This window comes from Streptosporangium sp. CA-115845 (genome assembly GCF_050943795.1).
In the GTDB taxonomy this organism is placed as follows: domain Bacteria; phylum Actinomycetota; class Actinomycetes; order Streptosporangiales; family Streptosporangiaceae; genus Streptosporangium.
In genome coordinates this window covers 7,949,817-7,969,092 of the sequence record NZ_CP191988.1, presented here as the reverse complement: position 1 = coordinate 7,969,092, position 19,276 = coordinate 7,949,817, and the positions used below count along the sequence as shown (strand labels likewise).

At 67.6% G+C, this 19,276-nt stretch carries 16 protein-coding genes; 10 read left to right on the top strand and 6 right to left on the bottom strand.

Translation table 11 applies throughout. The annotated features are described in order from the left end of the window. The first annotated feature begins 53 nt into the window (after positions 1-53). Complete coding sequence (locus ACQP0P_RS38180; protein WP_433365085.1) at positions 54-650, top strand: DUF6461 domain-containing protein; 597 nt, start codon at positions 54-56, stop codon at positions 648-650. A 236-nt stretch (positions 651-886) separates the two neighbouring features. Here ACQP0P_RS38180 and ACQP0P_RS38175 read toward each other — a convergent pair whose 3' ends face one another. Beyond that, positions 887-1,081 carry a hypothetical protein gene (locus ACQP0P_RS38175; protein WP_433365083.1) on the bottom strand — a complete coding sequence of 65 codons (195 nt, stop codon included), beginning with the start codon at positions 1,079-1,081 and terminating at the stop codon, positions 887-889. A gap of 140 nt (positions 1,082-1,221) precedes the next feature. On the opposite strand from ACQP0P_RS38175, the gene ACQP0P_RS38170 reads away from it, so the two are divergent. The 7 genes from ACQP0P_RS38170 to ACQP0P_RS38140 all read left to right on the top strand — a co-directional run bounded on the left by ACQP0P_RS38170 (position 1,222) and on the right by ACQP0P_RS38140 (position 7,536). Next, positions 1,222-1,551, top strand: a complete 330-nt coding sequence (locus tag ACQP0P_RS38170) for a PadR family transcriptional regulator (RefSeq protein WP_433365080.1) — start codon at positions 1,222-1,224, stop codon at positions 1,549-1,551. Positions 1,552-1,553: 2 nt separating this feature from the next. After that, positions 1,554-1,967, top strand: coding sequence for a DUF1048 domain-containing protein (locus ACQP0P_RS38165; protein ID WP_433365078.1), 414 nt, complete (start codon positions 1,554-1,556; stop codon positions 1,965-1,967). Beyond that, positions 1,967-2,773 carry an ABC transporter ATP-binding protein gene (locus ACQP0P_RS38160; RefSeq protein WP_355613113.1) on the top strand — a complete coding sequence of 269 codons (807 nt, stop codon included), beginning with the start codon at positions 1,967-1,969 and terminating at the stop codon, positions 2,771-2,773. Before ACQP0P_RS38165 ends, ACQP0P_RS38160 begins: the two co-directional genes overlap by 1 nt. A gap of 9 nt (positions 2,774-2,782) precedes the next feature. After that, a complete protein-coding gene (locus ACQP0P_RS38155; protein WP_355613115.1) occupies positions 2,783-3,544 on the top strand; it encodes an ABC transporter permease in 762 nt (253 codons plus the stop codon). Between the two features lie 91 nt (positions 3,545-3,635). Further along, positions 3,636-4,844: a cytochrome P450 gene (locus ACQP0P_RS38150; RefSeq protein WP_433365073.1), complete on the top strand. Its 1,209-nt coding sequence runs from the start codon at positions 3,636-3,638 to the stop codon at positions 4,842-4,844. Positions 4,845-5,190: 346 nt separating this feature from the next. Continuing rightward, a complete protein-coding gene (locus tag ACQP0P_RS38145; RefSeq protein WP_433365070.1) occupies positions 5,191-6,540 on the top strand; it encodes a serine hydrolase domain-containing protein in 1,350 nt (449 codons plus the stop codon). A 366-nt stretch (positions 6,541-6,906) separates the two neighbouring features. Next, positions 6,907-7,536, top strand: a complete 630-nt coding sequence (locus tag ACQP0P_RS38140) for a DUF1707 SHOCT-like domain-containing protein (RefSeq protein WP_433365067.1) — start codon at positions 6,907-6,909, stop codon at positions 7,534-7,536. A 605-nt stretch (positions 7,537-8,141) separates the two neighbouring features. Here the strand turns inward: ACQP0P_RS38140 and ACQP0P_RS38135 are convergent. The 5 genes from ACQP0P_RS38135 to ACQP0P_RS38115 form a co-directional block, all read right to left on the bottom strand. After that, the gene (locus tag ACQP0P_RS38135; protein WP_433365064.1) at positions 8,142-12,878 is read right to left on the bottom strand and encodes an AAA domain-containing protein; all 4,737 of its coding nucleotides are present in this window, start codon (positions 12,876-12,878) and stop codon (positions 8,142-8,144) included. Between the two features lie 277 nt (positions 12,879-13,155). After that, on the bottom strand, positions 13,156-13,737 hold the full coding sequence (locus ACQP0P_RS38130; protein WP_433365061.1) for a DUF4352 domain-containing protein: 582 nt from the start codon (positions 13,735-13,737) through the stop codon (positions 13,156-13,158). A 275-nt stretch (positions 13,738-14,012) separates the two neighbouring features. Next, the gene (locus ACQP0P_RS38125; RefSeq protein WP_433365059.1) at positions 14,013-14,180 is read right to left on the bottom strand and encodes a hypothetical protein; all 168 of its coding nucleotides are present in this window, start codon (positions 14,178-14,180) and stop codon (positions 14,013-14,015) included. A gap of 195 nt (positions 14,181-14,375) precedes the next feature. Continuing rightward, positions 14,376-16,250, bottom strand: a complete 1,875-nt coding sequence (locus tag ACQP0P_RS38120; RefSeq protein ID WP_433365056.1) for a DNA/RNA helicase domain-containing protein — start codon at positions 16,248-16,250, stop codon at positions 14,376-14,378. Positions 16,251-16,376: 126 nt separating this feature from the next. After that, positions 16,377-16,733 (bottom strand): nucleotide pyrophosphohydrolase, encoded by a 357-nt coding sequence (locus ACQP0P_RS38115; RefSeq protein WP_433365053.1) that lies wholly within the window; start codon positions 16,731-16,733, stop codon positions 16,377-16,379. 85 nt (positions 16,734-16,818) lie between these two features. Here ACQP0P_RS38115 and ACQP0P_RS38110 point away from each other — a divergent pair, with 85 nt between their 5' ends. Together ACQP0P_RS38110 and ACQP0P_RS38105 are read left to right on the top strand one after the other, a co-directional pair. Continuing rightward, complete coding sequence (locus ACQP0P_RS38110; protein ID WP_433365050.1) at positions 16,819-17,310, top strand: hypothetical protein; 492 nt, start codon at positions 16,819-16,821, stop codon at positions 17,308-17,310. 270 nt (positions 17,311-17,580) lie between these two features. Then, positions 17,581-19,116, top strand: coding sequence for a protein kinase domain-containing protein (locus tag ACQP0P_RS38105; protein WP_433365047.1), 1,536 nt, complete (start codon positions 17,581-17,583; stop codon positions 19,114-19,116). Positions 19,117-19,276: the final 160 nt, after the last annotated feature.

Sequence of the window (19,276 nt, the reverse complement as noted above, 5' to 3'; positions counted from 1 at the left end):
CATGGTGGCCCCGCTCTCCGGGCGGGGCCACCATGCTCCACGAAAGGACAACGATGAGCGAGGCCCGCACCACCTACGACCTCCTGGACGAATACGGCCTCGATGACGACTACTTCGGTTTCCACGCCGCCTGGGTCGAGGGAATCGACGCCCGCGAAGCCGCTCGCCGGATGCGGGCCGACCTCAGCACCACGGCGGAATGCAATATCCACGACATCCACGAACACACCGGTAACGCTGGTGAGCGCGACGGCATCATCCTCGTCGGCCAAGCCGGCTCCTGGGTCCTGATTCTGCAGCTACGGGGCTGGGACTGTCTGCGTGACCAGGCGCTGTCCATCGCGTCCAGCGGCGGGGGTCGCGCGGTGGCGATCGGCTGGAACGCCAACGGCGACGAACAGCTCATCTACGCGGCCGACGGACGGATCCTTACTTACATGAGTTTCTTCCCGCCGTCTCCTCGCGGCGGGGCCAACCGGCATGCGCTGGACGAGTACATGGACGGGCTCTCGTTCGTGGATGGCCCGGACACGGAGGCGAACATCGCCACGGCACTGACCTTGATCGAGCGCATCACCGGGCGAGGCATCGACCAGGACTGGCTCGAGTCCAGCAACACGTGTTACGTGATTCCCGATGGGGCCTGGTAGCCGCAGCGCGGCGGGTCCGTCGACTCACTGAGCGATTTTCGCGGAGCATGGTTTCGCCCGATTGGCTCCCGTGGAAGGGCGAGAAGTACGGCGGGCAACGGCTGCTGATCATGGCGTATCCGGGGCGCGGGGACGAGGTCGTCGTCCACCGCAGACGCACCAGGGGTCAGCCCACATAAGCCCAAAACCCACATTGGGATGATCTTGAAGGATCTTCCGGCTGGTTGACGGCATGGTCACTGGGCGCGGCGGGGTGGGCCGAGGATGGTGGTGATCTTGGCGATGGCTTCGGGGCCGGGTTTGACGTAGTGCATGGCGGTGCGGGGGTTCTTGTGCCGGGTCTTGCCCATGATGAGCTGCAGCGGGACGTCGGCCTCGCCGAGGCGGGCGCGGCCGGTGTGCGGGCAGATGTCGGCGGCGGGCTCGCTCACGAGCGGCGATCAGGCCGCCCGCACCCACATGCTTGCGGCCCCCGATTGTCCCTCAACTATTCGGTGTTGCTAGGTACCAGTAGTCGGTGTTACTTTGTACTGGTAGTTAGCGACACCGAGTAGCGGAAGGGGGGTGTTCCGTGGGCAAGCAACTGACGGAGATGCTCAAGGGAACGCTGGAGGGCATCGTCCTGGCGATCCTGTCCGGCCGGCCCGCGTACGGCTACGAGATCACGGCGTGGCTGCGGGAGCAGGGCTTCTCCGACATCGCCGAGGGCACCATCTACGCGCTGCTCGTCAGGATCGAGCAGCGCGGCCTCGTCGACGTGGAGAAGGTCCCGTCCGAGAAGGGGCCGCCGCGCAAGGTGTACTCCCTGAACGCACGCGGACGGGAGTATCTCGAAGAGTTCTGGAGGACCTGGAGCTTCCTCACGGAACGGCTCGAACAGCTCCGCGAAGGAGGTAAGTAGACATGGCCACAGAGCCGGCCGAGCCGAAGAGGCGCTACCTGCAGTACCTGGAGGTGGTCACCGGGCCGCTCGAGGACAAGAGGCGCTGGCGGCAGTACAAGGCGCGGATCAGAGCGCTTCCCGAGAACTATCGCACGGCAGCCGAAGCGCTGGAGCGGTACCTGATGCACTTCGGGCCGGGGGACGGCGCCGACGCGGCTTCGATGTTCGAAGACCTTGCCGATCTGTTCGAGCAGAGCGCGGCGGACGGAACCCCGATCCGCGAGATCTTCGGGCAGGACCCCGTGGAGTTCGTCGAGGCGTTTGTGCAGAACTACTCCGTGGGGCGGTACATCAGCCGGGAGCGGAACCGCTTCACCGGCGCCATCGAACGCGCCGCCGGCGAAAACACCGCAAGAAAGGACAGGACAGACTGATGACGACACAGCAAGCCCAGGCGATCCAGGTGCAAGGCCTGGAGAAGTCGTACAAGGACCTGCATGTGCTGCGCGGTGTGGACTTCACCGTGGCGCGGGGCAGCATCTTCGCCCTGCTCGGCTCGAACGGGGCGGGCAAGACCACGGTCGTGAAGATCCTGTCCACGCTGCTCAAGGCGGACGCGGGGACGGCCGGCGTCAACGGCTTCGACGTCGCCACGCAACCGGCGAACGTGCGGGAGTCCATCAGCCTCACCGGACAGTTCGCCGCCGTCGACGAGATCCTCAGCGGGCGGGAGAACCTCGTGCTGGTCGCCCGGCTGCGGCACCTCAAGAATCCCGGCCAGATCGCCGATGACCTGCTGAGGCGTTTCTCGCTGACCGACGCGGGCGCGCGCAGGGTGTCGACGTATTCAGGTGGCATGCGCCGCCGCCTGGACATCGCGATGAGCCTCATCGGCAATCCGCCGGTCGTCTTCCTCGACGAGCCGACGACCGGGCTCGACCCCCAGGCGCGCATCGAGGTGTGGCAGGCGGTCAGGGAACTCGCCGCCCAAGGCACGACGGTGCTGCTCACCACGCAGTACCTGGACGAGGCCGAACACCTCGCCGACCGGATCGCGATCCTGCACCAGGGCCGGATCATCGTGAACGGCACCCTGGCCGAGCTCAAGCAGCTACTCCCGCCCGCCAAGGTCGAATACGTCGAGAAGCAACCGACCCTGGAGGACATCTTCCTCACCCTCGTCGGCACCGACGGCAAGGACGGCGACGCCGACAAACACCGCATCTCGGTACGCAAGTAAGGAACAACGATGAGCAAGCATTTCTTCGGCGACACCGCCGTCCTGCTGGGACGCTCCCTGCGCCACATCACGCGCAGCGTGGACACCATCGTCACGACCGCGATCATGCCGATCGCCATGCTGCTGATGTTCGTCTACGTGTTCGGCGGCGCGATCAACACAGGGTCGGTCTCGTATGTGAACTACCTGCTGCCCGGCATCCTGCTCATCACGGTCGCCTCGGGCATCGCCTACACCGCGTTCCGGCTGTTCATGGACATGAAGGGCGGCATCTTCGAGCGCTTCCAGTCCATGCCGATCGCGCGATCGTCGGTGCTGTGGGCGCACGTGCTGACCTCGCTGGTCGCCAATCTGATCTCGCTCGTGGTCGTCGTGCTCGTCGCCCTGCTCATGGGTTTCCGCTCGGGGGCGGGAGTGCCGGCGTGGCTCGCGGTCGCCGGCATGCTGATCCTGTTCACCCTGGCGTTGACGTGGCTCGCCGTCATCGCCGGTCTGTCCGCGAAGTCCGTGGACGGCGCGAGCGCGTTCTCCTACCCGCTCATCTTCCTGCCGTTCCTCAGCTCGGCGTTCGTGCCCACCGACACCATGCCCGGCCCGCTGCGCGTCTTCGCCGAGCACCAGCCGGTGACCTCCATCGTCAACGCCATTCGCGACCTGTTCACCCAGCAGCCGGTCGGCACCGACATCTGGATCGCCCTGGCCTGGTGTGTCGGCATCCTCATCGTCGCCTACGTCTTCGCCATGAACACCTACCGCCGCAAGATCTCCTAGGCCGTATCGGCCGGGCTTGTCTTGATCCCGATGAGCGTGGCGGACAGTTCGAGCTCCACACAACACGTCCTATCGCGAGACAGGGAAGATCATGACTGAATCCCTCCACACCGTCACGACGATGCCGACGGCGCGTCAGTCCGACTGTCCCTTCGACCCGCCCAAGGAGCTGATCCAGGCCCGTGAACACGGCCCGATCAGCCGCTTCCCCTTCCCCGACGGACACCAGGGCCGGCTGGTCACCGGCTACGACCTGGTCCGGGCGGTCCTGGCCGACCCGCGATTCAGCTCACGCAAGGAACTCATGCGCCACCACCCGCTGGTCGACTACGGCGACATCGAGGTCCCCCCGGCGCCGCCCGGCGAGTTCCTCCTCATGGACGAGCCACAGCACAGCCGCTACCGCAAACCACTGGTCGGTAAGTTCACCGTCCGCCGGATGCGACTGCTCACCGAACGCGTCGAGCAGGTCACCGCCGACCACCTGGACGCCATGGAGAAGGCCGGACCGCAGGTGGACCTGGTGACCGCGTTCGCCAAGCCCATCCCCTCCGTCATCATCTGTGAGCTGCTGGGCGTGCCGTACGAGGACCGGGGCTCCTTCCAGGAGAACATCGACAAGTTCCTCGGCGGAGAGGTCGGCGACGAGGAGCTGATCGCGGCCTACACCGCGACCCAGCAGTACCTCGCCGAGCTGGTGGCCGCCAAGCGCGCCAACCCCACCGACGACGTGCTCAGCGACCTGCTCGACAGCGACCTGACCGACGAGGAACTGCAGGGGATGGCCCTGATCCTGCTGTCGGCCGGGTTCGACACCACCGCGAACATGCTGGCGCTGGGCACCTTCGCGCTGCTGCGGAACCCGGACCAGCTCGCCGCGCTGCGCGCCGAGCCCACGCTCACCGACCAGGCCGTCGAAGAACTGCTGCGGTATCTGAGCGTCGCCAAGCAGTTCCACAGGGTCGCGCTGGAGGACATCGAGCTGGGCGGCCACACCATCACGGCCGGTACGACGGTCATCCTGTCGCTCAACACCGCCAACCGCGACCCCGAGCGCTTCCCCAACCCCCACGGGCTCGACCTGCGCAGGCAGGACGGCGGCCACCTGGCCTTCAGCCACGGCATCCACCAGTGCCTGGGCCAGCAGCTCGCCCGCGTCGAGATGCGCGTCGCCTTCCCCGCACTCCTCAACCGCTTCCCCACGCTGCGCCTGGCCGTACCCGCCGAAGAGGTCGCCCTGCGCCCGGAGACCGCCGACATCTACGGGGTCAAGAGCCTCCCGGTCACCTGGGACGCGTAACCACGAACCAATGACGGGCGAGAGCGCGTACGGGCCGCCCGCCACCGCTGTGGCTGCTCGCCTGCGGCGATCGCGTCCGCGGCCCGTTTGCGCCCGTATTCCGGTGGCCCCCTGACGATGGCGGCTCGCGTTCCACGACAAGACCACCAAGTGCGAGCCGGAGCGACACGACGGCATGAAACCGATGGCCGGCCGTGTCCGCCTTCGACGAAAACTGCTCGTGCTCCTCGCACACCACTCTTGCCGCACCGATCCAGCAACACGGACCGTCCCGGTCGATCCGACGTACGTCTGCTCCAGCAGTCTCAGACTCCCTGCATTTCAGATCTCCAGCAAGGAATACAACATGGAAGACACGACAAGCGGGACACCCGAACAGGGACACGTCGGGCGCCGGACCGTGTTGAAGGGCGTGCTGGGTGCCGGCGCGCTCGCCGGCACGCACGCCGCCCTCGCCGGCCGCGCCAACGCCTCCGTGAGCGGTGACGATGTCGAGCACGGCTGGGGAAAAGTCGCCGACGCGTTCCGCAAGAACTTCAAAGACAACCCCGGCGAGGTCGGCGCGGCGTGCAGCGTCTACGTGGGCGGCCGCCCCGTCGTCAACCTGTGGGGCGGCCTCGCCGATCGCGAGGCGAACCGACCGTGGCGCAAGAACACCATCGTCCAGGTCGCATCCACCACGAAAGGCGCCACCGCGATCTGTGCCCACATGCTGGCACAGCGCGGTGAGCTGGATCTGGACGCCCCGGTGGCCCAGTACTGGCCGGAGTTCGGCGCTGCCGGCAAGGGCCAGATCCCGGTGCGCTGGTTACTGTCACACCAGGCCGGCCTGCCGATCGTCGACGGACCGCTGACATTCGAGCAGGCCTGCGCATGGCACCCGGTCATCCGTGCACTCGAGGCGCAGAAGCCGCTGTGGCAGCCGGGCACCGAGCACGTCTACCACAGCGTCACATTCGGGTTCCTGGTCGGTGAGGTCGTGCGCCGGATCTCCGGCAAGTCACTGGGCAGGTTCTTCGCCGAGGAGGTGGCCGCCCCGCTCGGACTGAGCGCCTGGATCGGGCTGCCTGAGAAACAGGAGAGACGGGTGGCCCGGATCCACTACGCCGCACCGTTCAGCGTGGAGGAGCTCACGGCCGGGCTGATCGCGATCACCGGACTCGACGCGGACACCGTCACCGCATGGGTGAACGCCGTGTGGGGCCCGGGCTCGGTCCAAGCCCGCGCCGGTGAGCTCGGCGGCGCCCTGGACAACACGACCGGCTATCACACCACGCGTGCCTGGCGCGCGGCCGAGTTCCCGGCCGCGAACATGCTCGCGGACGCGCGATCGGTGGCGCGGATGTACGCCGCCACGGTCGGCGACGTCGACGGGGTGCGGCTGCTCGATCCGTCAACAGTCGAGAAGATGACAGCCGTCCAGACCGACAAGACGCCGATGCACGGGCTGCCGCCGGGGCTGAACATCCCGGCTGACCGCTCCTTCTACATGTCGCTGGGGTTCTGGCGAGCCTGCCCGCCGCTGCCGATGGCCGGGCCGGGGTCGTTCGGCCACCCGGGCTCGGGTGGATCGATCGGCTTCGCCGACCCCGACGCCGGTGTCGGCTTCGGCTACGTCACCAACCTCTGGAACTTCCGGCCCGACGACCCGCGGGCGTCGAACCTGGCCAAGGCCGTCCGGTCCTGCCTCGGTTGACGACAGCCCACGCGTGACGGAACTCCAGGAGACGCTGCAGGAGCCGGCAGACCGGCACGACATCCCCGGCGTCGGCGTCGTTGACCGCCTGCGGCGGGGGGAGACAGGAGGCGCTGGCCGAACTGGTCGATCCGGGTGGGCCCGGTGGGTGAGCTGCGCGGCACCGGGCAACCGCTGTGGGCGCTGCCCGGCTCCTGGGGCGAGATCGAGCAGGGCCGAACGGCCGTGCTGGTAAGCGTCAGCACAGCACATCGAGGAGCTCATCAAGCAGCTTGGCGAGGCCATCGTCGACGTCGACGAGCCCGACACCAAGGTGCAGGTGTTCTGCGAGTGACACCGCCACAGGCCAACGAAAAGGAGACCCCGATGACGACACAGGAGATCCACGCGCAGGGTCTTGAGAAGTCCAACTTACCCGCCCTGCGCGCGTCCGACGCGGACCGCGACCGGGTCATCGAACTGCTGCGCGCCGCCGCCGCCGACGGCCGGCTCGACCCGGTCGAGTTCGACGAGCGGCTGGACGCGGCGCTGGCCGCCCGCACCGTCGACGCGCTGGCCCCGCTCAGCGCCGATCTGGTCGCGGTTCCAGGCAGTGACGGCGCACTCACGCTGCCGTTCGCCGGGACGCCGGCCGAGCCGGCCGCCGAACTGCTCACCATCAAGGAGCGGCACGGCTCGGTGCGCCGTGACGGCCGGTGGACGCTGCCGCACCGGCTCGCGCTGCGCACCGCGTGGTGTGACGTGACGCTGGACCTGACCAGCGCGGTGCGCAGCGCGCCCGAGCTGGTCATCGAGCTGCGGGTGAGCGGCGGCAACGTGGAGTTGGTCCTCGCGCCGGGCATGGTGGTGGACGCCAACGAGCTGTCGGTACGGCACAGCCGGCTGGCGATCAGCAGGGACGCGGGCGACAACGCGCCGGAGACGCTGCAGGTCCGCTTGGTAGGCCGCATGCGGCACGGCCGGCTCGACACCCGGTGGCAGGCGCCGCGCCGGTGACGCGGCAGGGCCCGGATACCGCGGTATCCGGGCCCTGCCATCTCGCGCGTGGTGCGGGCGCGCCGCCGTGCTACGGCCTGTCGTCAACGACGGCACCACCGCCGACGAACCGTTCTTCCTGCTCATTCCCTGTCCACGATGACCGCCGCCATCGCGTAAACGCTGCAGTCGTCGGGGCGGCGACGGAGACTCTCATCGACGTAGGTGATAAGCGTTTTGTGAATATATCGTCACTTAAAGTGAGTTTCGTGAGAGTTGTGCGCGTTGCTCAAACGGGAGTGCGGGCGCGGATTGTGCGCCTTCGTAGGGGAGATTTCGGCCGTCCGCCAAGTTTTCCACCACGACCGGATCAGCCGTCAGCTCGGCTTCGCGCAACGCCAGGTCGGTGAGCTGGTCAAGAGTAGCGGTGGGAGGAGAGCTGGTCAGGGAAGATGGGGACACGGGCGCGGCTCCTGCGGCGATCTTCGGATTTGAGACCTGAAAGATCAGCAGAAGTCGTGCTCTTCCGTCTTTCACCTGGCCAAACGCTCAACGTCGCCATACCGCATCAGAACCCGGGACCGCCGGGGCCCTGGACCAGGGTGCGTCTCGAGATGCGTTCAATGTCAGTCATGTTCTGAAACGGGGAAAGCCCGTTCCGGATTCATCGACTGCCGGTATGCCTCGATCACCTCTGCGGGAAGGCGGCCACGGTCGCCGATGGAGTACCCCTGGTTGCGAGCCCAGGTGCGTATCTGCGCGGTGGGCACCCCGGTTGAGGAGAGGCCACCGAGACGGGCCGCCGTCACCGTCCTGATCGGTGATTCGTCCATCTCGTTGAAGTCTCCGTCTTCAAGCCCGTCCCAGCCGATTTTCTCCGACAGGGCCAGAGCGCTCCAGGACAGTGACGAGCCGTTCCCCTCGTCGACGGTCGTGCCCGGTGAGATGCCTCGGCGGTCGAGTTCGGCCCAGAGTGACTCCATGGCCGTCGCCGGATCGAAGTAGAACTCGCTCTCGCGGATGCGCCAGAACCGCCACCCCGCGCGCTTGAGCTCGCGCTCCCGATCGAGGTCCGCCTCGCGTTGTTCGGGCGTGCCGTGCCAGAAGTCGCCGTCGCATTCGACCGCGAGTCGCCCCTCGGCCCCGCTCACCACGAGGTCGATCCGGCGGCCGTTGACCTCCACCTGGGGAACGACGTTGTACCCGCGCTCCTGGATATGGAGGAACACCCGCTGCTCGAAGAGCGAGTCGAACTCCGGATGACGGCTGTCGGGGGTCACATCGCTCAACGAGCTGCTGAGCGGTGTCGTCGGCGGGTTCAGCATGTAGCCGAGGAGCGATCGGCGCAGGCACATCGGGGAGAGCAGGTCGAGGCTGACGGAGTGGAAGAGCCACATCTGGTCCTTGGCTCGGGAGGCGGCCACGTTGAACCTGCGCTGCCACTCGGTGCTCGTCACCGCCGAACGCCTCTCGGCGATCACCATGGACAGGAACATCACGTCACGTTCGTCGCCCTGGAAGTCGGGGGGTGTGCCGACCCGCAGGCGCCGGCGCTCCCACTCCTTGGTGTCCAGCCGATCGAGCAGCATGTTGTGGATCAGCTGGGTCTGCCAGGTGCCCTGCAGGACCACGACGCCGAAGGTTTTGTCGTGGTACGCCGGATCCTCCGCGCAGGTGAGAATCCGATCCACGATCGCCTCGGCCTCCGCGACGTTACGGAGCCGGGTCGCCGTTCCCTCGCTCAGCGCGCCGGTGACGCGCACCACCCGTAGCGGCGGCAGCCGATCGGCGCCGAACTGCCGGAGCGGTACCAGCGGCTCGTCCGCGTAGAACTGCCGGGAGGAGAAGTCGATGATCTCCGGCATGCAGCGGAAGTGCTCCTTGAGCCGCAGAACCGTGCCGAATCTCGTCGCCAGCAGGTCGAAGAGGCTGGACTTGGGGGTGAACGCGTCCCGGAGGTAGGCGGGCATGTCCGGGAGATAGGTCGCCAGCTTCGCGAAGATCGGCTCCAGCTCGCCGTGGGTCACGGTCGAGGGTGCACACTGCTTGTCATCGCCGACGACGATGACCCGAGGTGCGAGCCAGAGCAGGAAGAGTGCCTCGATACCGGCCTGGCTGGCCTCGTCGACGATGATGACGTCAAAGGAGTCGCGGGTCGGCGGGATCGTCTCCAGCACCTGCTGGATGGGCATGATCCAGGCGGGGACGGCGTCGCGCGCGTCGTGCATGGCCTCGCGTGCGCGGGACTGGAACCTGTCGGCGTACCGTCCGGTGCCCTTGCCCAGTTTGCCGATGTGATCCTGGTAGGCCCGCAGCGCCGTCGTCTGGCGGGAGTTCATCCGGCTCAGCGCCGCCTGCCAGGCCTGTTCGGCGGCGAGTTCCGCGGTCAGGCGCATCTCCCGGGCGGTCGCGGCTTCGAGGTCGGACTCCAGTTGCTGTTCGAGGCCCGGCTGGCGCTGCTCGGTGAAGAACGTCCGTGCCTTGGCCCATGCCCAGGCGCGGCCCCAGGTGGAGAAGTGCGGTTGCCAGGTTCCAGCTTCGGCGAGCAGGCCGAGCAGTGCCGGGTGCGCGTCGCGGACCCGGCCGGAGAGTTCGTCGCAGCGTCGTTGTTCGGCCTGCTCGCGGTGCGCGTCGGCAAGCACGCCGAGACAGAGCTGATAGGTGATGTCATCACGTGATTTCACCGCGTGTCCGGCCTCCAGCAGCTCCGGGGGCGGAGGGCCGAGCTGGGATTCCCGCTGGATCCTCTCGTACAGGGCCTGGAGTTCCGAGGTGGCCCGTTCGGCTTCGACCTGGAGCCGCACGGCGTGCAGAGCCGCCACGTACGACGTCCACTGCGCGGGAGTGCCGAGGGCGACGTACGCGCCGGTCGAGGCGAGCAGCCGGGCCGTCTCCGTCACCGCCGACACGATCTGACGCACCCGATCGAGCCGGTCGAAGGCATCGGCGAGCTGTGCGACCGTACGCTGCAGGGGCTGGTCTCGCGGGAACTCCACTCCGACCAGCCGCCAGCCGCGCAGGAGTTCTCCGACGGCGGCCCGGCCTTCGAATTCGGCGATGACCAGTGAGAGCAGTTCCGCGTTGGACGGTGTGATTCCGTCGACCGATGTGCCTGCCAGCCACGGCTCGGCCTGCTTCTGCACAGCGGGCTTGAACAGGCCGCGTTTGAGGTGGTTGCCCGCGGCGAGGTAGTCGCGCAATGCCTGAACGGACTGGAGGTACGAACCCGCCGCGCCCGGCGCGTCCAGCGACGGGTACCGGATTTCGCGGAAGCCGATGCGGCTGATCGCGTCCCGGGCCGCGTCAAGACGGTGGGTGTGCGCCGCCAGCTGGTCCCACACGGCGGTCTCGCGGCCGCCGAATCCATCGTTCAGCGCACGGACCGTCCAGTCGGCTGGATCCCAGGCCGACGGTTCCTCGGGCATGCCGAGCTGTCGCAGGCGGAGGGTGACATCGGTTGCCACCGCCTCAAGCCGGGAGAGCAGATCGAGACCGAGGTGTTCAAGGCGCGCGGAGATGCCCGTCTGGGCGTGCCGGGCCATACTGTGCGCGCTGCTCTCCGCCGCGATCAGGGCCTTGAGCGTCTCAGTGCCGGGCAGTGCGGCCACGTCGGGGAGGCGCTGGGAGAGCCTCGCCCTGCGCCTGGGGGTCTCTCCGGCGAGCAGGGTGATGAGTTCCGCGGCTTCACCGGTCGAGATCGGCGGTACGGGGCGTGCCGAGGCGGGAAGAGGGGTCGGGATCCAGCAGCACTCCGGTTCCTCCTGCCGCAGGCGCCGGATCACGGAGGCGAGAGTGCCGGAGTAGCCGGCCGCGATCTCGGCATGCTGGTAGGTCTCGGACTCGCGCAGCGCCCGGATCTTCTCGGTCAGTTCGACGGTCGCACGACGGGCGGAGTCGAGTTGGTGCCGCTTCTCGGTGATGGCCCTGGCCTGCCGGGCCGGGTCGAAGGAGGAGAAACGGCTCGACAGCGCCTTGACGCCGCCTTCGAGTTCCGCGGAGCCGCCACGGCCGATGTCGGTCATGGAGACGCAGAGCGCGGCGATCTCCGGAGGGAGTTTGTCCCGCAGGACGCGCAGCGCCTGCGCCTTCTGGCTGGTGACCAGCACCCGCTGCCCCTGGGCGAGCAGCGCCGACAGCAGATTGGCGATGCTGTGGGTCTTCCCGGTCCCCGGTGGACCCTGGACGACGACGCCGTTGTCCGAGCGCAGCCGCGTCATGATCGTGCGTTGCTCGGGGTTGGCGGGCAGTGGGAAGAGCGGATCCTGGCCGAGAGTGTCCGCTGAGGCGATCCCCCCGTCCCGCATGAAGGCCATCCGCTCCGCCGGTTCGAGAGGGCTGACCAGTTGTGCCAGCCCGAGGGGCGTCTGGGGTGCCGGTCCGGTCAGCGTGGAGATCATCTGGTCGTAGTAGGAGATCAGAGAACCGTGGTCCCGTTTCCGGAGCACGAGCGCGGGCGCCGGCCGTACCTCGGCGCCTCTGGCGGACATGTCGCCCGGAGACCAGTCGTGCCGATATCGGGGCCCGGGGTTGGTGTCCAGGCCCCGGTCACACCAGGACTCCAGGATCTCTGCCATCGAATCCCGCAGGCCGACGCCTTCGCCCTCCCGGACACGCCGGCGGAGGTGGTCGGTCCGCTGCGGGGCGAACCGCTCCAGATCGGCCAGCAGCTCACGGTCCTGGAGTACGGTCGCCGTCTCGCCCAGCAGGACGTCCACCCGCTGGGAGTGCCGGTCGACCCGGAGATGGAGGCGGGTGGCGAGCAGATGGTTACGGACGCGCGGGCCGCCGGGCACCTCCCAGGAGAGCAGGCCGGTCGCCAGCACCAGTTCCAGCTGGTCCTCGACCTGGTCCAGTTGGTTGGAGATCGAGTAGAGGTCGCGGTACCAGCGCTGCTGCCGTTGCCGCTCCCGTTCCGCCTCCGCCCAGGCCTGCCAGGAAGGCAGCCAGTCGCCATAGGCCCTGACCACCTCGGGCCGGTCCTGCCGGGTCTCCCGGCGGGACGTCGTCTGCCCGTTCTCGTCCGTTTCCTCGATGCGGCGCGGACCGGTCTCGGACAGCTCCGGAGCGTCCAGTTCGGCGTCGATGAGCTCATCGTGGCGCAGCCAGCCGTCGAGCCTGTCCGGGGGAGCCGGGTGTGGTGCGCTCCGGACGGGATCGACGGAGAGGAAGACCTCGCCCAGCCCGGCCTCGCGATCCGGTTTGACCTCGTTCGGCAGGTCTGCCAGCCAGAGCACCTGACTGTGTTGGCGGAGGTCCCGGATCGGGGCCCGGCGGGCCGATGCGAGGTCGCGGAGAAACTCCACCAGGCGCGTGCTGGAGTCGACCAGTTGCGGATCGCGGGCCCGGGACTGCTGCGCACTCACGCGGTTCCCTTCTCCTTCGAGTCGTGGGGGTCTGAGTCGAGGTGATGGGCGCCTGGGAATACGAGCGACGTCAGCGGTCGGGCGCGAGCAAGGCTTCTCCTCGGAGGGACGATTCCGAGTGGACGAGACTTTAGTGGTCGCCGGGTGGTGAAGGAATGGATCGTTCCCGTAATGAGATGACCCCGCGGCTCCGCGCGGTACGGACGCCGATGATCCGGGCCTCGCGCCTGAACCGCCGAGCGGCCTCCTCTGGTTCGATCCGAAACGGGGTGTGTGGTCAGTTGTTCAGGGCGACGGTGACACCGCCGGAGAAGGGGGAGTCGTGTAGTTCGATCGCCTTGATCCTGAAGTTCTTCGGGACATCGAAGAGCAGGATCCCGTTGACCGCGTTGCCGGGGTTGATGGTGTTGAGGAAGGCGTTGGAATTCTTCAGCCCGAGGGCGGCGGCTCCGGAGTCGGGGTCGTACTGCCTGCCCTTGGTGTCGATGAGCTTCTGCGAGGAGTCGCTGAACAGCTGGGACTCGTCGCCGATGTTCTTCACGGTGACGTGCACCAGGATGTACTGCCCCTGGGCATCGGATCCGACGTACTCGTCGCCGACCCGCGCGACGCCCTTCTCGATCTTGGTGATCCTGAAGGCGAACTTGCCGTCCCTGACGGTGTCGCCGATTCCCGCCGACTTGGGTTCGGTCTTCTTCGCGGGGGCGGAGGTGTCGGTGGCCGCGGTGTCGTCCGAGCTCGCTGAGTTCCCGCTGTCCTTGTCGCCTCCGCTGAGGAGGACGCCGATCACCACCAGGCCGATCAACACGACGGCGCCGATGAGGATCGCGCGCAGGCAGCCGCCTCGCTTCCGCTGCACGATCACCACCTGTGGAGGGGGTTGGGGGTGGCCGTGCTGCGGGGGTTGCGGGTTTCCGTGCATGGCGGGACCTCGCTTTTCCAGGGGGTGGGGGCGATCGTGCGACGCCAGTGAATCATAGTGTGAACATGATGCACAAGACTAAGTCTTGTGACTGTCATATATATGCGTATCATCACTAATTGATGTATTTCGTTCGTATCTGATTGGATCGCGCTCAAGTCGCGGCAGATACCCCGGAGCGCGTGTGTTGCCGCACCCCGGGGCGGGCAGGTTCAAGCAGCCAGGACGACCGCCCTGGTCGCTGGACCAAGAGACGGGTCGGTTCGTTCTACGAGCACGAGCGCGGCCTGGCCGCCGTGTTCGACGGCGACGAGTTCGTCGCCCCTCACCTCGCGGATCCGGCAGGAGAGCGCGGTGAACTCGGCGCGCGGGGAAAGCAAAGAGGGCGCGGTCCGAAGACCGCGCCCTCGGGGGCGGGAAGCCCCGGGTAAGCCCGTGCTCGCTTTCGCGACTCCGCGAATGTACCCGGCATCGAGACGATCGACCACGGTTTTTTGGAAACCCTCCGCCGGAACCCCAGTACTCCAGACGCACGTCGAGAGCCTGGGTTGAACCGGACGTCTAGGACATAGCCATCAGGAGGTGAGGCGGGAGAGGAACTCCTGGGTTTCCGGGTCCGTGGAGTAGACGAACGTGCCTATCATCCCTCGGGTCAGGAGCACCTTGTAGGTGTTACGGATCAGTCGATCCGCCTGCTCGTCGGTGGTTCCCCGGGTGAGCGAGGGGTCCTTGCTGAACGCTCTCCTCGTGTGGAGCCTGCCGTCCCGGACGACGAGATCGGGTCCGATGATCACACCGTTCCAGTCGTACTCGAATCCCTGGGCGGTGTAGACACAGCCGACCTGTTCGAACCCTCCGTCCAGGGTCGCCCACAGTGCGCTCGCGGGCGCGCTGCCCACGGCCCTGTCATCTTTGACATTCCACGGACGGGACCAGTCGCCGATTTGGACGTCGTGAACGAGCGTGTCGTTGCTCTGGGGCTTGCTCCACGGCCAGCAGAAGCCGGCGGTCATCCGCGCCGAGTAGCCCTTGTCCAGTTTCGAACGCAGCAGGGTCTCAAGCTCCTGCGGTGACTCCGCCGGAGACACCGCGAAGTGGTCGTCTCCCGACCACGGAACGGGGCGGTCGCCCCGCAGGCCGAGGAGGTGCAGCACCCACTCCTCGTAGGCGCGGCTGCCTCCGCAGCGGAACTGCTCGTCGAGCGAGATCTCGTGAACGCGGAGCCCCCGGGCCTCGGCGTGCTCTCTGATCTCGGCGGTGGTGCCCATCTCGCCGGGCCGCACGACCTGGTGCTCGTCCAGCAGAAAGACGGGAACGCGGGCGGCGTCGATCAGCTCGTCGACCTGACGGCGGTCGCTGCGCAGCCGCGCGGGCGTGTAGCGGTTCTGCGAGGTCTCGCGGAGACGGTGGGACTCGTCGCAGATCAGAACCTCAAGGCCGTTCTGCTCGGCGGTCATGAAGCTGTTGAAGTACTTGAAGAGGCTCTTCACCTTCGAGGAGCCCTTGCCCGGAACCTTGCGCAGCGTCTCGGTGAACGACCGCGACCCGGTGGCGTGCAGAACGGCTCGGCCCTGCCTCGACAGCTCACCCAGCAGGGAGAGCGCGATGACACTCTTGCCGCTTCCCGGGCCGCCGGTGACGATGACGACCTCCTTCGAGTCCGCCCGGCGAGCCCGGTCCACGGCGTTCAGCACGATCTCGTACGCGAGCCGCTGCTCCGCCAGCAGCACGAACTGCTCTCTGTCCTTGATCTCCCGGGCGGCCAGCTTGAGCAGCTGCTTCGAGGGACGCACCGCACTGGTGAGCAGCCGGTCGGCCGCGTCCGCGCCGGACTCGGGAGCGAACTGGTCACTCAGGTAGGTGAGGAAGGCGCCCCGCCGGGTCTTGGTGAACAGGCGGCTCCGCTCGTCCTGCTCCCGCGTGTAGAGATCCTGGATGTCGAGGTCGGCCGCGTTGTGCAGGTAGGCCACGCCCCTGAGCGCGTCGTCCCTGCCCTCCAGGGCGCCGATGAAGTCGGCGAGGTAGTCGCAGTAGCCCCGCACCTGGAGCGCGGGATGCAGCTTGGGGCCGCCCGGAGTGCCCTCGGCCAGCACGAGGTCCGGATCCTCCTCGAAGAGCTCGGCCCGGCTCCACTGCTTCAGCTCCACCACCAGGTAGGCGTCGCCGCCGGTGCGGCGGTCCACTCCCGCGAGCACGACATCGGCCCGCTTGCTGGTCAGCGGGAGCTGGTACTCGATCAGCATCTCGACGTCGCCCAGCCCGGCGTCGACCAGGTCGCGGGCGAGGATGGGCAGGCTGCGATCCCAGGACCTGCGCTCGGCTTCGGAGGGATTGACGCGCACCGTTCTTCTGAGATGTTCGGCGATGGTCTCGCTGAGCCGTTTTTCGGGGACCGAACCGTCGGTCGCCAGCTTGGCCAGACTTTCGGCGGAGTGCCGAAATGCCGTCACGGACCTACCCCCAGGCAGCACGAGAGACTCGTGCGGTATGGGAGCGTGTCCGCGATCAGGCGATCGGCGGAAGCCCGTCGGGCCGCATCACTACGCCCGGCACATTACCGCGATCATCCGACAAAATCAGACGAGTGGCGGCGCCTTCCTGGCCGACCCCCGGTAGGCCTCCACGCTGTAGCGCTTCTCGCTCTGGTCGAGCTTGGCGTGGGCGGCTTCGACGAGATCGACGTTCAGCACATCGGCGAGCCGGGTCAGGTAGACCATGACGTCGGCGAGTTCGGAGCGCAGCCGTCCGGCGGCCTCCGGGTCATCCATGGCCCGCGCGGACTCCTCGGGAGTGAGCCACTGCAGCTCCGCGAGGAGTTCCCCGACCTCTCCGGCCAGGGCCATGGCCAGGTTCTTCGGGGTGTGGAACTGCTCCCACTCCCGCTCGTGCGCGAACCGCCGCAACCTGTCGGCCAGTTCCTCAAGCTCCGTCATGGAAGCACGCTACAAGCCGCGGAAACCAGGGTTCGAGCAACCCCGGTACAGTCTCCGGGATTCCGGTAGACCAGGAGAGGACGAGGTGAGCCAAGACTCCCGGACGCTCTGCGCGATCCTGCTGAATCCCGCGCTCCGGCCAGCCCCCGAGACCATCTCGTTCCGCAATCTCGGCTGTGCGCTCCCCCTGGTGGGCTGCGAGCGGATCCGGCTGGCGAACCTGCTGGACGTCCCTACCAAGGACCAGGGACAGCTCGGCGCCACTGTGATCGAGGAGTCCGAGGTGGCCCGGTCTCGGGCACTGCTCGCCGAGGCGGTCCTCACCGCCGACGAGATCCTGTTCGCCTGGGGATCGAACCGGGTCACCGGCCGGACCGGCGTCGTGCTGCGGGAGCAGGTCTCCTGGCTGCGCGGGCACCTGAAGGACGCCGGAGTCCGCCGGACCTGGATGGTGGCGGGCACCCCGCGCCACCCCTCCCGCTGGCGGCAGTACGTCGGACCGGAGAAGGCGAGGGTGGAGGGCAGCACCTTCGAGGACCGCCTGGCGAAGGTGCTGGCCGCACACCCACTCGAATAGCGCGCCGATCGTTGGCCTGGCCGCGGTGACCGTCACGGACTCGGCCATCCCGTAACTCCCGAATGTGAAAGACCTCTGGAGAGCGGCAGGCGGGAATGTTCAGCCCGAGCAGCATACTTTTGAGGTTGTTCATCGTAAATGACGGCTGTTTCGACGACCCTTTTGGCCATAAGAGGACCCGGTGACCGGACCCCTGCGGTCTGGGCGGTAAAGCGGTGTAGTTTTGCCGCATAACAGAGCTCTTCGGGTGGGCCGGTGGAGGCGGATCGGGTGATCATTGACGGTCGCTACGAGCTGGATGCCCTCCCGCTGGGACAGGGTGGGATGGGCGAGGTTTACGGAGCCTACGACCAGAAGCTCGACCGCAGGGTCGCCGTCAAGCTGCTCCGCTTCCCCTACGGCAAGCCCGACGAGGAACTGGCGAAGCGCTTCCTCCACGAGGCGCGGATCATGGCCAAGCTGGAGCATCCGGGCACGCCGCCGATCCATGACGTCGGAGTCTTCGAGGACCCGAAAGTCGGGCCTCGACCGTTCATGGTGATGCAGTTCGTCGAGGGCGCCACGGTGGACCACATCCTGGGGGAGCACGGCGTGCTCCCCGTCGGCTGGGCTGCGGGGATCGCCGCGCAGGTCGCCGCTGTGCTGTGCGCCGCGCATGAGCGGGGCGTCTTCCACCGTGACCTCAAGCCGTCGAACCTGATGGTCTGTCCGGACGGCACCGTCAAGGTGCTGGACTTCGGCCTGGCCATGTTCCACGATCCCGAGCTGTCCAGGCTCACCAGGACCGGCACCATCCTGGGCACGCCGCTCTACATGTCGCCGGAGCAGGTCCGGGGCGCGGTGGTCACCCCGCAGAGCGACCTCTACTCCCTCGGCCTCATCCTGCACGAGATGCTCACCGGGGAGCGGGTGTTCGACGGGAACTCGGAGTACCGCATCCTCGAGCGGCAGGTGCATGAGGCCGCGCCCTCGGTGCGGGAGCAGCGTTCCGACGTGCCGGCCGAGCTGGACCGGCTCGTGCTGCGGCTGCTGGCCAAGCGTGCGGAGGATCGACCGGCCCGGGCGAAGCTGCTGCACACCGCTCTGCTGTCCTTCGTGGACGAGGTGGGGCCGCTGCCGGGGGTGACGAGCCCCGGTCCCAGCCCGGTGCGGATGTACGCGGAGGTGGTCGGCCGCATCACCGACCCCGGGAACACCCGGCCGGAAGCCGTTACGCCGGAGCCGTCCCGGCAGGCCGACCCCGGGAACTTCAGCAGGGAGAACCTGGCCCAGGCCCGGAGCGAGGCCGAGGAACTGGCGAAGGCATCCCGCTACGGCCAGGCGGTCGAGGTGCTCGACGCGGTCGTCGCCCCCGCCAGCCGGATGGCCGGTCCTCTCGATGAGGAGGTGCTCGCCGCGCGTCTGCGTCTGGGGGATGTGCTCTTCGAGGGCGGTGACTACCGCCGGGCGGCCCCGGTCTTCGGGGAGCTACGTGTTGACCTGACGCGCAAGCACGGTCCGCACGACGAGGGAGTGCTGCACTGCCGCCGCCAGGAGGCGACCTGCCAGGCGCTTATGGGGGAGACCGGGCAGGCTCTGGAGATGTTGAGGAGCCTGCTGGTCCAGGAGCAGGCCGTCTATGGCAGACATGATCCCCGGCCGTTGGAGCTGAGGCGGCAGATCGGGCTCCTCGAACTCGGCGCGGGTGACACCGATCGGGCCCGGCACACCCTGTTCGGCCTGCTGGAGGATCTCGTCCGGCTGTACGGGCCGGAGCACCCCGACACGGTCAAGGTCCGGGACGGGCTTGCGCGCCTCTCCATGTGAAGGGGCGGGTCAGGGCGACTCGTAGGGTGCGCAGCAAAAAATCAGTGAGCTAAGTACACAACTTTTCTTGCGTAGTTTGCTGTTTTGTGTGTACGTTTTACTTGAGCTTGGGAAATTCTAGTGCGGCCCGCGGTAATTGGGAAAACCGCCTGTCCTGTTT